Raw genomic sequence first — 11,413 nt, 5'->3', positions numbered from 1 at the left:
GTTCCACGCTGTAGATCCCCACACCTCCCTGACTCGGCAGAAAGGCTTCAAGGTGGACGACTTTTACGCCGCCCGCAGCAGGACTATCCCGCCGCTACCGTGGTCGAATATTGCTCCGCCGTTCTCAAATGGCTGGCTCATCGAGCGGGGCAGGCAGGGTGCTTTGTTCGGATGAGGCATAAATCTCAGATTTATAACTCACGTGGGGTAGGCATACCCCTGCCCACCAAGAAGACTGACCTGTGGTTGCACTCCTGAATGCGCTAGCACAGCCCCCCGGCTTCATTGTCGATTTGCCGCGCTGATCTTGAAGAGCGGTCGGCAAAGGCTCAGAGATAGCAACCCTCTGGACAGGGTATCGAAGCCATGACAAGGTCCAAGCCGCCGGAAAACAGCCGTTCTCCGGCCTAGTTTTTAGCACATTATCCTAGCACAGTTTTTCCATTAAATATAATATTATTGAATAAATTCAATATTTTAATGCCATATAAAAAAGGACTTAAAATCCGCCTTCCCCTGGAAATGCGGGTTCAAGTCCCGCCGTCCGCACCATATTGAATTGACTGGATTTTCCGGAGTGCATAGCGCTGCCGGACTTTCGTCGTTCCGATAAGTTATTCCGACAACATTCCGACAAATTGGCGTTGTTCGCGGCTTGTTCTGGCTGCAGAATCAGGGCTTATCGCGGCGCTTCATTCTGTCCCCCTCTCCCGCTCATCCTTGCGCGTCTCGGCTTCGAAGCGGGCGAAGGCTTGGACGAAAGCATCATGGTCGCAATGGCCCGCGCGGATGCTGTCTGCGCGTCGTGCCATGCTATTTGGCTGGCCCCAATGTTGCAAAATGATGGCAGCAGCCGCCTCCCGCGCCCTCTCGCTCGGCTCAATCGGCATGGCTGGTGTCGTTCGCGGATTCGGCGATCAGGCGATCAACCGCTGCTTGTAACTGGCGATTGTCCTTGCGCAGTTGGTGGTTTGCTTCCCGCTCGATTGATGCTGACGACCGCCAATGCTCGGCCGCCCATTCGGCTTTGCGAATTGCCGCCGCTGCTTGGCTGAAATAGGCGCGCGCAATGGGGTCACCGCTATGCTCTGCGTTCACGTCCAGGGCTTTCAAAATCTCCCCGCTCATTGTCCCGATCCCCCGAACACAAACAAAATAGCCGACAAGAAAATTAGGACCGCCGATACCCGACGCCAGAACGTATTTTCCAGCCAGGGATTGGCGAGCGCGGTCAGGCAGGAAAGAAGAAGGCAGGCAAGCGATGCTCTTTCAATGATGCTCATTGCCCCGCGCCCTTGTGCTGGAGGGCGATGACAAGCCATGCGAATTTGCAAGCCAGATGGATGGCCTGATCCTGATTGAACGTCAGCTTGCCCCGGCACTTCGCGTCATCGGTCAGCCAGTGGATCAACGCCTCTGCGAAGAACAGCCACCAGATGCCGGTGATGAAGGCGACGGCAGCACCATGGATGACGACATGCGCCCCAAGCGCTTGCTGCCATGGGACGCCGGGTATCGGTGCCGTGCGGTTCTTCGCCTTACTCAGGAAGTCGCCTTGCAGCGGGTAATCTGCCAGCGCGTGAGCAGCGACAAGCGCTATCAGCATCATGGTCGGGTCCATCACCCCTCCCCCTTCCGCGCATCCGCTGGAGCGAGGGCTGCCTGTATCGTGAGAATAGCAGCGTCATCACTGACACCGCGCGCCTTCATGTCGTTCCACCATCCGATGCGAAGCTGCTCCCCCTCCCCCGCGCTAGTGGGGTAAGCTGCTTGGGCCATTGCGTGCAGCCTCTTGCGCCACCACCATGTGCCGCGCTCGGCTTTGTGCTTGTCGCCGAAATGATAGCCCTCCAGTGACCCAGCGCCACAGAGGAAGTCGAACATTTCCCGCGTGATCGAAACGCGACCGTCGCCATCGTCTGCGGCTGGCTCGACCTCTTGCGAGGGGAGAGGGAGGGCGCGAAGGCTAGGAGCAATGCGGCGGGCCGTTTCCTTCCAGCGCTCGAAATTGACGGCCTCGTATTCCAATGCGCCCGCCGCCTCGATCCGATACACAAGATCGCGCGCCTCCCGCATAGCCGCCACATCCCCACTCGGCTGGCAAGCATCATCCGCCCCGCGATCTGGCGCAGGGGAGAGGGCGGACGGATCGATATCGAGTATATCAGCGTCATTTTCGGCCAACGCGCCAAGGGCATTGTGGCGTTTCAACGCTTTTTCCGCCCAAGCCATATCTTGCTTCGCGCCCTCGACAATCGCTTGATCGTCAACCTCCAATTGTTGATCGGCCATATCTTGATGCGCTTCCAATTCGGATAGCAGATTTGATCCGGCCAACAGGGCGCGGCGCAGCGGTTCAGCAAGCGGATTGTACCCCCCCTTTTCGTTTTCTGCGGGTTGGGCGGCTTCGATCCGGGCGGCGATTTCGCGCAGGGTATCAGCGCTGGTCGGCGCTCCATCGCTGATGCTGTTGTTCGGCCAGCGCTCGCAGTCGCGCGCGATCGATCGCAGCATGTTGGCATCTGAAAACGGATCGCCAGCCGGGCCGTCTGCGTTTTCCGCGAGGGCATGACCAGATGAAGACCACGCCTTCCGCGCCGCCCGGAGTTGCCCGACCGTCAAGTCGTGAAATTCGTCAAGCCGACTCCCATCCGGAGCATTCAAAAAATCCGGTTCGCCGTCGTTGTCGTCATAGTTGGCCGCCTCTAAAGCAAACGGCTCTAGCGCGCTGCGGAGATCCTGGGTGGGGGTGGTGTTGTCGGTCATGGTCGATCCTTCTCTTTCCTCGCCCGCTCGGCGATATGTCGCTGACGCGCGGTCCCGGCGCTGCGCGCCTTCTCCTGGGTGGCCTTGTTGTAGGTGGCGGTCTGCTGCAGCGTGCGGTGGCCCGACACCGGACGAATGTCATAGACGCCGGCGTCGCCCAGCTCGGTCGCGCCGCCATGGCGGTTGCCTGTCATCGTGAACCCGTCATGCAGCCCGGCGGCATCGCGGATCGCGCGCCAGCGCCAGGTCGCCTGAGATTCGGTGTAGCGCTTTCCGGTCTGCTCATTGATGACGATGTGCCCCCGCCCCCGCTTCATACGGGCCAGTTCGGCTTCAAGCTCAGGATAGAGCCGCGCGCCAAGATCGCGGACCTCGGGGTCATCGCTCTCAGGATCGGGGTCGCCGCGCAACGGGATGATCTGCGAATCGCCCGTCTTCCCCTGGCGCATGGCGATCTGGACACCCGGTTGGTAGTCCTCCCAGAAGAAGCCGCGCTCTTCGTCGCCCGGCTCGTTGACGTAGCCGAACACGTCCGACACGCGCCGCAGGATCTCGAACGAGATAGCCGCCGCGGTCGCCATCGACTGGAACCCCTGCTTTCGCGCCTCTTCACGAAACCGATTATACTCGACCCGCGTGTTCGCCCGGTTGCCCTTCTTCGCCTTCATCTTGATCCCCATGCGCGCGAAGGGGTTCGGGTCTTTCACCTTCTTGGCGCGAATCGCTTCGTTCCAGACGCGGCGGCAGACCTGCATGCAATAGGCGCCCTGCCGATCGCCGCGCTGCTTCACGAGCAGCCGGTAGAGTGCGTCCGCGTGGCTGGCGTTGACCTCTGCCGCGCGCCGCTGGCCGAAGGTCGTCGTCTTGAGCTGGACCGCCTCGACGTGCGTCATCATCTCGCGATAGTCTTCGCGGGTCCGGTGGCTGGCCTCGGTAAAGCGGACGTGGCCGCGATACCAGCCGAACAGGGCCGCGACCGTGCCTTCGGCTACTTTCCCCTCAACGCCGTTGCGCCAGTCGTCCAGCGCGGCGTTGAGCAGTTCGGCCTTACCGATCGCGACGGGCAGGTCGGTGTCAAGAGCCTCCGAATCGACCGGGCAAGCGCGGCCATGCTTCTCGGCCGGCGGCCTCGCCCAGGTGGGGCGCTCCCAGAAATAGGCCAGGCCGCCCGCCAGCCGCTTGGCGCGCAGGTAGCGCGGGAGCTTGATCTTATCCAACCTACCCACCGAGGCCCTCGAATTCGCTGTCTATGTCGGTCGACACGACGCCGAACAGGTTGGCGGTCACCTGCTCCAACTGCTCGCGCAGATAGACGGTGGACCCGTTACGGCCGAACCGTCGGCCGGTGATCGATCCCACCTGCTCCAAATGGTCGAACATTTTGGGGGCGAGACCGGTGTAGCGCAGCGCCTCGTCGCGGGTGAAGGTGAAGGGCGGCGTGTTGAACGTCACCTGATGTGCGGGGGCGCCCATCAGCGGTGGTCCTTCTGCTGACCGAGATAGCCGTCCATGTCCTGCTGCGCTTGACGCTTCGCCTTCGCGATGATGTCAGGCGCCAGACGGGCCAGTTCTTCGTTGATGTACCTGAGCGCAGCCTTGTTGCCGTCGTGCACGCTACCCCAATTAGAGGTGATCTGCAGCTTCGCGTGCGTCAGGATGTCCGCGTGGCTCAGCCACTCCATGGCCTTGATTGCGGCCTCGCCTTTCGCGAGACGGTGGCGAAGCTCGATCGCTTTCTTGGCGGCTTCATCGATTCTCAGCGTCATACCGGCTCCCCCAAATCCCACATCGGCTTCAGGCCCGCGTCAGCGCAACGCTCCGGCGTCAGGACGCAAAGCTGAAAAACCGGATGCGACCGGCCCATGATGCCCAGACGGATCGCGCCTCCCGCACTGAGTGCGGCGAGATCTTCGGGCGTCGGCTGGTAGACCGAATACATCAAGTTCATGCCGGACAAGGTGTCGACGGCGTCCACCACGAAGATGGTGCCGACCGATCCATCAAGGTCCGCGTCCCAATTGGCGGGCGCTCCGATGCGGCGGGAACCGGGAAAGTCACAGGCTTTCATGCCGCCACCGCCTTGATGTTCTGGGCAACCGCATGGCGAACATCCGCTTCTAAGCCGAAGAAGCCGAGAATCCCGTTGCATGGCACCAGCGGAAGGGGAAAGGCGTCGCGAAGGACGAAGCCGTAATGCGCGCGACAATGCTGGGGGTTTCGAACAGTGCGAGCGGCAACGTCATCTTGACGTTGATGGCCCGCTCGCCGCGCGCAAGGGATGGTTCCCCCGCGGTTATCCCCGGTTCGCCAAGCGATGTCCTGTTGCGCAAGGCGAAGGCAGACCTCCGCCCTCACGCCTATAAGATCGTGCTGCAAAATGGCACCGGAACCTGGGAAATCACGGGCTCGCTGCTCGTGCGCGACTATGTGCGCAGCAATCCGATGATGGATCGTCGCACCGCGACGGCCCGTGTCAAGTGGGTCAACCTAGAGACCGAAGCGGCGGGGGCGTAATCATGGCGAATTCGCTAAGAGGCGAAGCTGCGTTCAAGGCGGGGGCTTCGGATTACGTTCTGGTATTCGACGTGAATACGTTCTGCGCGCTTGAAGATGAAACCGGTCTGGGCGTTTCCGAGCTTATCGATCAGGTGCAAGCCAGGCCAAGTTTCAAACTCCTGCGATCGATCTTTTGTGCAGGTCTCCAGAATCATCACCCGCGCACTACGATCGCAGAAGCCGGGGAGATCATGTCGGACGCCGGGCTGGAGACCATGCAAGATGCGCTGTCCCGCGCGTTGAAGGCGGCGATGCCAGCACCGGAGGCCAGTGGAACCAAGAGTACGGAGGGAAAGGGGCCGAAAGTAAAGGCTGGGACTGGATCGGCCTCCTAACGCTCTGGGCGCAGGCGGGCCATGATCCAGATTCGTTCTGGCGACAGACCCCCCGCACATTGAAGGCGGCGCTGGATGGCTATAGCGCCGCCCGCAAGGCTGAGATCGAAGCTCTCACCTATCAGGCGCGGTTGGTCGTGAATTTGGGCCGCTATCCGAAGGCGAAATATCTGCCTTCGCTTCAGGACTTGCTCAGGCCCGCAAAACCCGATGCGCCACAGTCGACCGACGATATGCTGGCTGCATTTCAGGACATGCAGGCGGCGGGCGCGCCGATCGAGATCAGGAAGGTGGCTTGAGGACGGGACGGTAGATCGGGCCGCGGGCGGCTAAAGGGATGCCCTCTTTTCAACCATCAATCGCAATCGCCTGCTGATTTTATCAGCGGGCCAATTTTCGTGGAGGCGTAATATGAGTGACGACATGCGCCTCGGCGGGATGCACGGCGATCTGTCAATCGACGTCAAAGGCTGGGCGCTCGGGCTCGAGGATGCGCGGGAGGGCCTTGCCGATTTCGCGAAGGAAGTCGCGTCTTCGTTCAAGGAGCTTGAGACGAAGATCCGCAACATCGGGCTTGGCCTGACGGCGGCGATCAGCGTTCCGTTCGCCGGCATGGCGATCGTTTCCAAGCGTGGCGCGGGAGCGTTCGAAAAGTCCATGAACAACGTCAACGCGGCGTTGCGCGGCATTTCAAGCGAGCAATTGACCGCGTTGTCCGACGCCGCGCGCCAGCTTGGCCCCCAGGTCGGAAGAAGCGCGAAAGAGGCGGCGGACGGGATCGAGACGTTGGCGCTGGCTGGCATGGGTGCGCGGGACATTCTCGGCGGTGGGCTCGCCCAGACGCTGCGCCTTGCAGCCGCCAATGCGGCCGGGCTCAGCGAATCCGCCGCCGTCGTGACCGATGTCATGGCGCAGTTCGGCAAGGGCACGGGCGATCTGGAAGGCGTGGTGAACAATATCACCGGCGCGCTGGATGCATCGAAGCTCGGCTTCAACGATTTCAAGGATGCTATCGCCCAGGGCGGCGGTGTCGCGGGCGCTGCCGGTGTCTCTTTCGAGGATTTCAACACGGCGCTTGCCGGTACCGCCGCGCTGTTTGGCAGCGGCTCGGACGCTGGTACATCCTTCAAGACCTTTATCACCACCCTGACGCCTAAGTCTAAAGAAGCGGGCGCGGTTATGGCGAAGCTCGGACTCGATTTTTTCGACGCGGGCGGGAAGATGAAAGATGTCGCCGACATCGCGGAAATGCTGCGCGCGAAGTTGGGCAAACTGTCGGACCGTTCGCGCACCGATGCGCTGACAACGATGTTCGGCACGGACGGGATGAGGACTGCGATCGGACTCATGCGGCTGGGCGGGCAGGCCTTTGACGATCTGCAGAAAACGATCGGGCAAACGGATGCAGGCGAGAAGCTGGCTATCCAGATGCAGGGGCTTGAGGCGTCTACCGATCGCCTGTCGAACGCTTTCGATGGCCTCAAGATCGCGCTCGGCGCTACCGGCATCCTCGCGGTGTTCACCGCCGTCACCAATGCGATGACCGGCCTTGTAGACGGCCTCGCAAATTTGCCACCGGCACTGCTGTCGGTTGGGGTGGCGGTATGGGGTTTTGCAGCCGCGATCGGACCTCTGTCCCTCGCCGTGCTAACACTCGCCAAGTTCGCGCTGCCGCTGGCGTTCGGGCAACTTGGCCTGTTCGGCAAAGGCCTGGCTATCCTTATCAATCCGATCGGCGTACTCATTTCTTGGCTCGGTCGCCTGGCTTTGTCGATGGCTGGATTAGGAGCAGCTTTCGGCACTGCTGGCGCTATTTTGCTCCGTCTCGCCGGTCCTATCGGGATCGCAGTTACGGCGCTGACCCTGTTTTACATGTGGTCGAATCGTACGGTGGCGGCGAACAATGCCGCGAAGATGGCGGCGACCCGCAGCGACGCCCTGGTGATCCAGTCCCGCCTGCTGCGCGCGCGTGAAGATCGCCTTCGCATGGAGTGGATGCAGCCGGATTTCGACACCGGCGCGCCCGGCGCTGCGAAGGTCGCCACGGCGATCGTGTCGGGCACCTCGATACCGTTCAAGGACATGACGCCGGGCTATCAGCCGAAAGAAGGGCAGTTCCTGTCGCTGGTCCATGCTTCGCGGCGCTACCTCCACATCTTCGCCTCAGACGGCACGGTTGGCGGCGACGGCATTCTCAACGCCAACATCTGGCCCATGATCCGCACCAATCTGGCGAGCAATGACGCGGTGGAGATCGCCCCCCCGATGATCGAGGGCCTTGTGTCGCCTGGCGAAGAACTGTCCTGGCAGATCAGCGTCGACCGTCTCGCCAGCTTCAGCTTCACCCTGTCGGAAGGTGCCTGATGGACGCCGCGCTAAAAAACGCGCTCGCTGCGCCCGCCCCGCTCCTGTTCGGCGCGATCAAGATCGAATTGCCGGATTACACTCTCCGCCTGCTCGACGGTTCAGCCGTGTTGCAGATCGGCAGCGAGATCTACCGTGGCAAGGATGACACGTTCGGCACGATCGCTGCGCTGTCCGAGATGGGCGAGGACATGGAGGACAGCGCGCCGGAGGTAACGGTGACGCTGTTCCCGCCGGACGTCAGCGCGGCTGCTGTCCTGTCTCACCCAGATATGCAGGGCAGCGTCGCCACCATCATGGTCGGCGCGGTGGACAGTCCCAGCGGCGCAGTCATTGGAACCCCGGAAATCCTGTTCCTCGGCGAAATCGACGTGCCTGTGATCGGCGTCAGCGAGCGCGGCGAGCGCACGGTGGAATTCTCGATCGTCAGCGTGTTCGAGCGGCTGTTCGAGGTCGAGGAAGGTCAACGCGCCTCCAACGGCTGGCATCAATCCATCTGGCCAGGGGAGCTGGGGCTTGAATATATGACGGGAACCGACGTCAATCTCTACTGGGGCGTGAAGCCGCCAAAGGGGCGGATCGCGACGCGCACCGGCTTGGCCGCCGCCGGTGCGGCCATCGCTGCCTGGAACCGTCCGCGATGACGCCGATGGAGCGGCGCCACGCTGCGGTTGAGGCGACAATGGCGCGCTATCGCGGCCGACCTTTTGCATGGGGCAAGGTCGATTGTGCGAAGGTCGCGGCATTCCACCTGAAAAAGCTCGGCTATCCCATCCGGATCAGCAAGGCGGGGGCCTACGGGTCGGCACTGACAGCGCGTCGAGCAATCGCGCGCTTGGGTTTCGATGGCCTTCCAGCCCTGATCGACAGCTTCGGCCTTTCCCGCATTCCCTATTCGCGACTGCTCTTGGGTGACATCATTATGGGTGAAGGGCATGCCGGCATCGATGCGATTGGCATCTACGCTGGCAATGGCCATGCGCTGGGCTTCCATGAAGACTATCTTGATCAAGGCATGATCGGGATCGACGTCAGGCCCGATATTGCATGGAGCGTCCTGTAATGTCGGGCTTCATGCGCAAGGCGGCGCTTGTGATTGGGGCGGTGGCCCTGATCGCGTCCACGGCGGGCCTTGCCGCGCCTGCCCTTGCAGCCACCGCCACGACCGCAGCAACGGCGGGCGGCGTCGCAGACATCTCGGCTGCCACCCTCGCCGCCATCGGCACCTATGGCGGCCTGGCGGCGGGCGTCCTGTCTGCCGTGTCGGCGGCAATCGCTCCGGGCATTTCCAGCCAGGGGTCGGCCACGAGCTTCCAGACGAATCCGCAAAGTGGCCTGCCTTACGCCATTGGGCGGACGCGCATGTCCGGCCTGCGTATCTATGCCGATACCAATACGCGGCCGGGTTACACCAAGTTCAACGACCTGCTCTGGTTTGGCGCCCTGCTCAGCATCGGTGGTCAGATCGAGCAGATCGAGAGATTCACCATCGACAATGAGGTGGTGACGTTTGACGGCGGCGGCAACGCCATCGGCGCCTATCACGACTATCAGGGGCAGAAGCTCCACATGGGCGGCCCGCAGGCCAGCGCGCTGGCACTGACGCTGGGCGGAGGCGCGGCGCCGGGCTGGACGTCCCAACACCGGCTTTCCGGCATTGCCCATGCCATGTGGGCGCTGCGATATAACAAGCAGGGTGAGATGTACGGCGCGGGCGCGCCGGAGCCAGCATGGATCGGCAAGTGGGTCCGGGTCTATGATCCACGCCTCGACAGCACCTATCCTGGCGGATCGGGGGCGTGCCGCGCGCTGGACGAGGCCACCTATGTCTGGTCGCAGAACCCTGGGCTCCATGCTCTGACCTGGGCGCTCGGCCGCTGGCAGAATGGCAAGCGGACTTGTGGGATAGGCGCGCCGGTCCCGACCATCAGAATTGGTGATTTTGTCGAATGCGCGAACGTCTGCGACGCGAACGGCTGGAAGGTCGGGGGCGTCGAGTGGACGACGGACAGCAAGTGGGACACGCTCAAGCGTATCCTCCAGGCAGGCGGCGCGCGGCCGACCAAGACCGGGGCGATGATCGGTTGCATGGTGTCGACGCCGCGCACGGCAATCGCCACGATCGAAAGCCGTCATCTGCTCGACAGCCTGTCGATCGCCGCGACGAAGAGCCGTCGAGACAGGTTCAACAGCGTCATCCCGCGCTATGTGGACGAAGATAGCGACTGGTCGGTGATTTCCGGCACCGCGATCACGGTTCCAGAATATGTGACCGCCGACAGAGGCCAGCGCACCAAGGAAATCGACTATCCTCTGGTCCAGGTCTTTTCTGGTGATACCGCCGTGCAGCCGGGCCAGCTTGCGGCCTATGACATCGTCAACAGCCGGGAGGCTGGCCCGATCACGTTCACCACTGGGCCGGAATGGATCGGCCTAAAGACCGGCGATGTCGTCCTGCTCAATGTGCCAGAAGAGGGCTTGGCCAATCAGCCGATCCTTATCATGCGCCGCGCGCCGGACCCCGCCACGGGCAAGGTCTCGTTTTCGGCGCAGACAGAAACATATTCCAAGCATGCCTATGCGCTCGGACAGTCCACGACGCCGCCCGCGCCATTCGGTCTGACGGCTCCCGACCTCGTGCCCCCGGCTCCCGACCTCGCCAATTGGGCGGTTTCGGGGAGCACCACTGGGGAGGGTCTGCCGGCCATCATTGTCGTTGGCGATAGCGATATGCCCAGCGCCGACGGAGTGCTGCTCGACTATCGTAAGGTTGGGGATGATGACTGGAATAGAGCGGCAATCGTGTCGGCGAATGCACCAGTCCAGCACGTCATTGCGCCGCTCGAAAGCGAGACGGGCTATCAGATTCGAATAGGCTACCGCGTCGAGCAGGTCGACGGCGAATTCATCATATTGTCGGCGGTGACCGGCGCGGGCAAGATTTCCGAGATCGACGCGACGGTGACGGCCGGCCTCAACCCCGACGGCACGGTGAAGGTCAACAGGGTCGCCACCGAGGCGATCCAGGACGATGCCGTTTCGACCAAGGTTTATCTGGCCGCCGCTTCAACCTTCAACGGTTCAGGATCGGCTCCCAGCAGCACGATGCAAACGGTCATCAGCTACAGCTTCGTGCTGGATAAGCCAGCCACGGTCATGTTCATCGGACTGGGGGTCCAGTCCTATAGCGGCAGCGCGGATTTCGGTGCCGACATCACGGTTGGCGGCATCGTCTATGGCTCCATCGGCGGGGGTGCGGGCGTTCCCATCCCGACATGGACCACGGCGCCTGTCGTTGAACTTTCGGCCGGCACTTATTCTATCCAGATGTCCTGCGCGGCAGCGCCGGCATCACCCTGGAAAATGCGACGCTCTACATTCAGGCGCTGAAA

At 62.2% G+C, this 11,413-nt stretch carries 15 protein-coding genes; 7 read left to right on the top strand and 8 right to left on the bottom strand.

Annotation, left to right across the window (positions count from 1 at the left end; translation table 11 throughout):
• Positions 1-879: 879 nt before the first annotated feature.
• Genes EWH12_RS17920 through EWH12_RS17890 form a run of 8 tightly spaced genes read right to left on the bottom strand, consistent with a single transcriptional unit; the run spans position 880 to position 4,834 of the window.
• Positions 880-1,128 (bottom strand): hypothetical protein, encoded by a 249-nt coding sequence (locus tag EWH12_RS17920; RefSeq protein ID WP_129927400.1) that lies wholly within the window; start codon positions 1,126-1,128, stop codon positions 880-882.
• On the bottom strand, positions 1,125-1,283 hold the full coding sequence (locus tag EWH12_RS22335; protein ID WP_165363654.1) for a hypothetical protein: 159 nt from the start codon (positions 1,281-1,283) through the stop codon (positions 1,125-1,127). Before EWH12_RS22335 ends, EWH12_RS17920 begins: the two co-directional genes overlap by 4 nt.
• Positions 1,280-1,621, bottom strand: a complete 342-nt coding sequence (locus tag EWH12_RS17915; RefSeq protein WP_129927399.1) for a DUF3307 domain-containing protein — start codon at positions 1,619-1,621, stop codon at positions 1,280-1,282. Before EWH12_RS17915 ends, EWH12_RS22335 begins: the two co-directional genes overlap by 4 nt.
• On the bottom strand, positions 1,621-2,766 hold the full coding sequence (locus tag EWH12_RS17910) for a hypothetical protein (RefSeq protein WP_129927398.1): 1,146 nt from the start codon (positions 2,764-2,766) through the stop codon (positions 1,621-1,623). Before EWH12_RS17910 ends, EWH12_RS17915 begins: the two co-directional genes overlap by 1 nt.
• Positions 2,763-3,983 carry a site-specific integrase gene (locus tag EWH12_RS17905; protein WP_129927397.1) on the bottom strand — a complete coding sequence of 407 codons (1,221 nt, stop codon included), beginning with the start codon at positions 3,981-3,983 and terminating at the stop codon, positions 2,763-2,765. Before EWH12_RS17905 ends, EWH12_RS17910 begins: the two co-directional genes overlap by 4 nt.
• A 1-nt stretch (position 3,984) precedes the next feature.
• Positions 3,985-4,239 (bottom strand): hypothetical protein, encoded by a 255-nt coding sequence (locus EWH12_RS17900; protein ID WP_129927396.1) that lies wholly within the window; start codon positions 4,237-4,239, stop codon positions 3,985-3,987.
• On the bottom strand, positions 4,239-4,532 hold the full coding sequence (locus EWH12_RS17895; protein WP_129927395.1) for a hypothetical protein: 294 nt from the start codon (positions 4,530-4,532) through the stop codon (positions 4,239-4,241). The genes EWH12_RS17900 and EWH12_RS17895 overlap by 1 nt, the downstream gene beginning before the upstream one ends.
• Complete coding sequence (locus tag EWH12_RS17890; protein ID WP_129927394.1) at positions 4,529-4,834, bottom strand: hypothetical protein; 306 nt, start codon at positions 4,832-4,834, stop codon at positions 4,529-4,531. The genes EWH12_RS17895 and EWH12_RS17890 overlap by 4 nt, the downstream gene beginning before the upstream one ends.
• A 125-nt stretch (positions 4,835-4,959) precedes the next feature.
• Here EWH12_RS17890 and EWH12_RS22330 point away from each other — a divergent pair, with 125 nt between their 5' ends.
• The 7 genes from EWH12_RS22330 (at position 4,960) to EWH12_RS17855 (ending at position 11,411) form a co-directional block, all read left to right on the top strand.
• Complete coding sequence (locus EWH12_RS22330) at positions 4,960-5,280, top strand: phage tail protein (protein WP_165363653.1); 321 nt, start codon at positions 4,960-4,962, stop codon at positions 5,278-5,280.
• A gap of 2 nt (positions 5,281-5,282) precedes the next feature.
• Positions 5,283-5,657 carry a hypothetical protein gene (locus tag EWH12_RS17880; protein WP_129927392.1) on the top strand — a complete coding sequence of 125 codons (375 nt, stop codon included), beginning with the start codon at positions 5,283-5,285 and terminating at the stop codon, positions 5,655-5,657.
• A 59-nt stretch (positions 5,658-5,716) separates the two neighbouring features.
• Complete coding sequence (locus EWH12_RS17875) at positions 5,717-5,956, top strand: hypothetical protein (RefSeq protein ID WP_129927391.1); 240 nt, start codon at positions 5,717-5,719, stop codon at positions 5,954-5,956.
• A 112-nt stretch (positions 5,957-6,068) separates the two neighbouring features.
• Positions 6,069-8,021: a phage tail tape measure protein gene (locus tag EWH12_RS17870; protein ID WP_129927390.1), complete on the top strand. Its 1,953-nt coding sequence runs from the start codon at positions 6,069-6,071 to the stop codon at positions 8,019-8,021.
• Positions 8,021-8,665: a hypothetical protein gene (locus EWH12_RS17865; RefSeq protein ID WP_129927389.1), complete on the top strand. Its 645-nt coding sequence runs from the start codon at positions 8,021-8,023 to the stop codon at positions 8,663-8,665. Before EWH12_RS17870 ends, EWH12_RS17865 begins: the two co-directional genes overlap by 1 nt.
• Positions 8,662-9,084, top strand: coding sequence for a DUF6950 family protein (locus tag EWH12_RS17860; protein WP_129927388.1), 423 nt, complete (start codon positions 8,662-8,664; stop codon positions 9,082-9,084). Before EWH12_RS17865 ends, EWH12_RS17860 begins: the two co-directional genes overlap by 4 nt.
• A complete protein-coding gene (locus EWH12_RS17855; protein ID WP_165363652.1) occupies positions 9,084-11,411 on the top strand; it encodes a phage tail protein in 2,328 nt (775 codons plus the stop codon). The genes EWH12_RS17860 and EWH12_RS17855 overlap by 1 nt, the downstream gene beginning before the upstream one ends.
• Positions 11,412-11,413 lie beyond the last annotated feature (2 nt).

The sequence above is a fragment of the Sphingobium cupriresistens genome, assembly GCF_004152865.1.
Classification (GTDB): Bacteria; Pseudomonadota; Alphaproteobacteria; order Sphingomonadales; family Sphingomonadaceae; genus Sphingobium; species Sphingobium cupriresistens.
This window is presented reverse-complemented; position numbering and strand designations above follow the sequence as displayed.

Bases quoted from the DNA above. Each gene is read 5' to 3' on its own strand.
- EWH12_RS17920 (WP_129927400.1), bottom strand. From the start codon at position 1,128: ATGAGCGGGGAGATTTTGAAAGCCCTGGACGTGAACGCAGAGCATAGC.
- EWH12_RS22335 (WP_165363654.1), bottom strand. From the start codon at position 1,283: ATGAGCATCATTGAAAGAGCATCGCTTGCCTGCCTTCTTCTTTCCTGC.
- EWH12_RS17915 (WP_129927399.1), bottom strand. From the start codon at position 1,621: ATGGACCCGACCATGATGCTGATAGCGCTTGTCGCTGCTCACGCGCTG.
- EWH12_RS17910 (WP_129927398.1), bottom strand. From the start codon at position 2,766: ATGACCGACAACACCACCCCCACCCAGGATCTCCGCAGCGCGCTAGAG.
- EWH12_RS17900 (WP_129927396.1), bottom strand. From the start codon at position 4,239: ATGGGCGCCCCCGCACATCAGGTGACGTTCAACACGCCGCCCTTCACC.
- EWH12_RS17895 (WP_129927395.1), bottom strand. From the start codon at position 4,532: ATGACGCTGAGAATCGATGAAGCCGCCAAGAAAGCGATCGAGCTTCGC.
- EWH12_RS17890 (WP_129927394.1), bottom strand. From the start codon at position 4,834: ATGAAAGCCTGTGACTTTCCCGGTTCCCGCCGCATCGGAGCGCCCGCC.
- EWH12_RS22330 (WP_165363653.1), top strand. From the start codon at position 4,960: ATGCGCGCGACAATGCTGGGGGTTTCGAACAGTGCGAGCGGCAACGTC.
- EWH12_RS17880 (WP_129927392.1), top strand. From the start codon at position 5,283: ATGGCGAATTCGCTAAGAGGCGAAGCTGCGTTCAAGGCGGGGGCTTCG.
- EWH12_RS17870 (WP_129927390.1), top strand. From the start codon at position 6,069: ATGAGTGACGACATGCGCCTCGGCGGGATGCACGGCGATCTGTCAATC.
- EWH12_RS17865 (WP_129927389.1), top strand. From the start codon at position 8,021: ATGGACGCCGCGCTAAAAAACGCGCTCGCTGCGCCCGCCCCGCTCCTG.
- EWH12_RS17860 (WP_129927388.1), top strand. From the start codon at position 8,662: ATGACGCCGATGGAGCGGCGCCACGCTGCGGTTGAGGCGACAATGGCG.
- EWH12_RS17855 (WP_165363652.1), top strand. From the start codon at position 9,084: ATGTCGGGCTTCATGCGCAAGGCGGCGCTTGTGATTGGGGCGGTGGCC.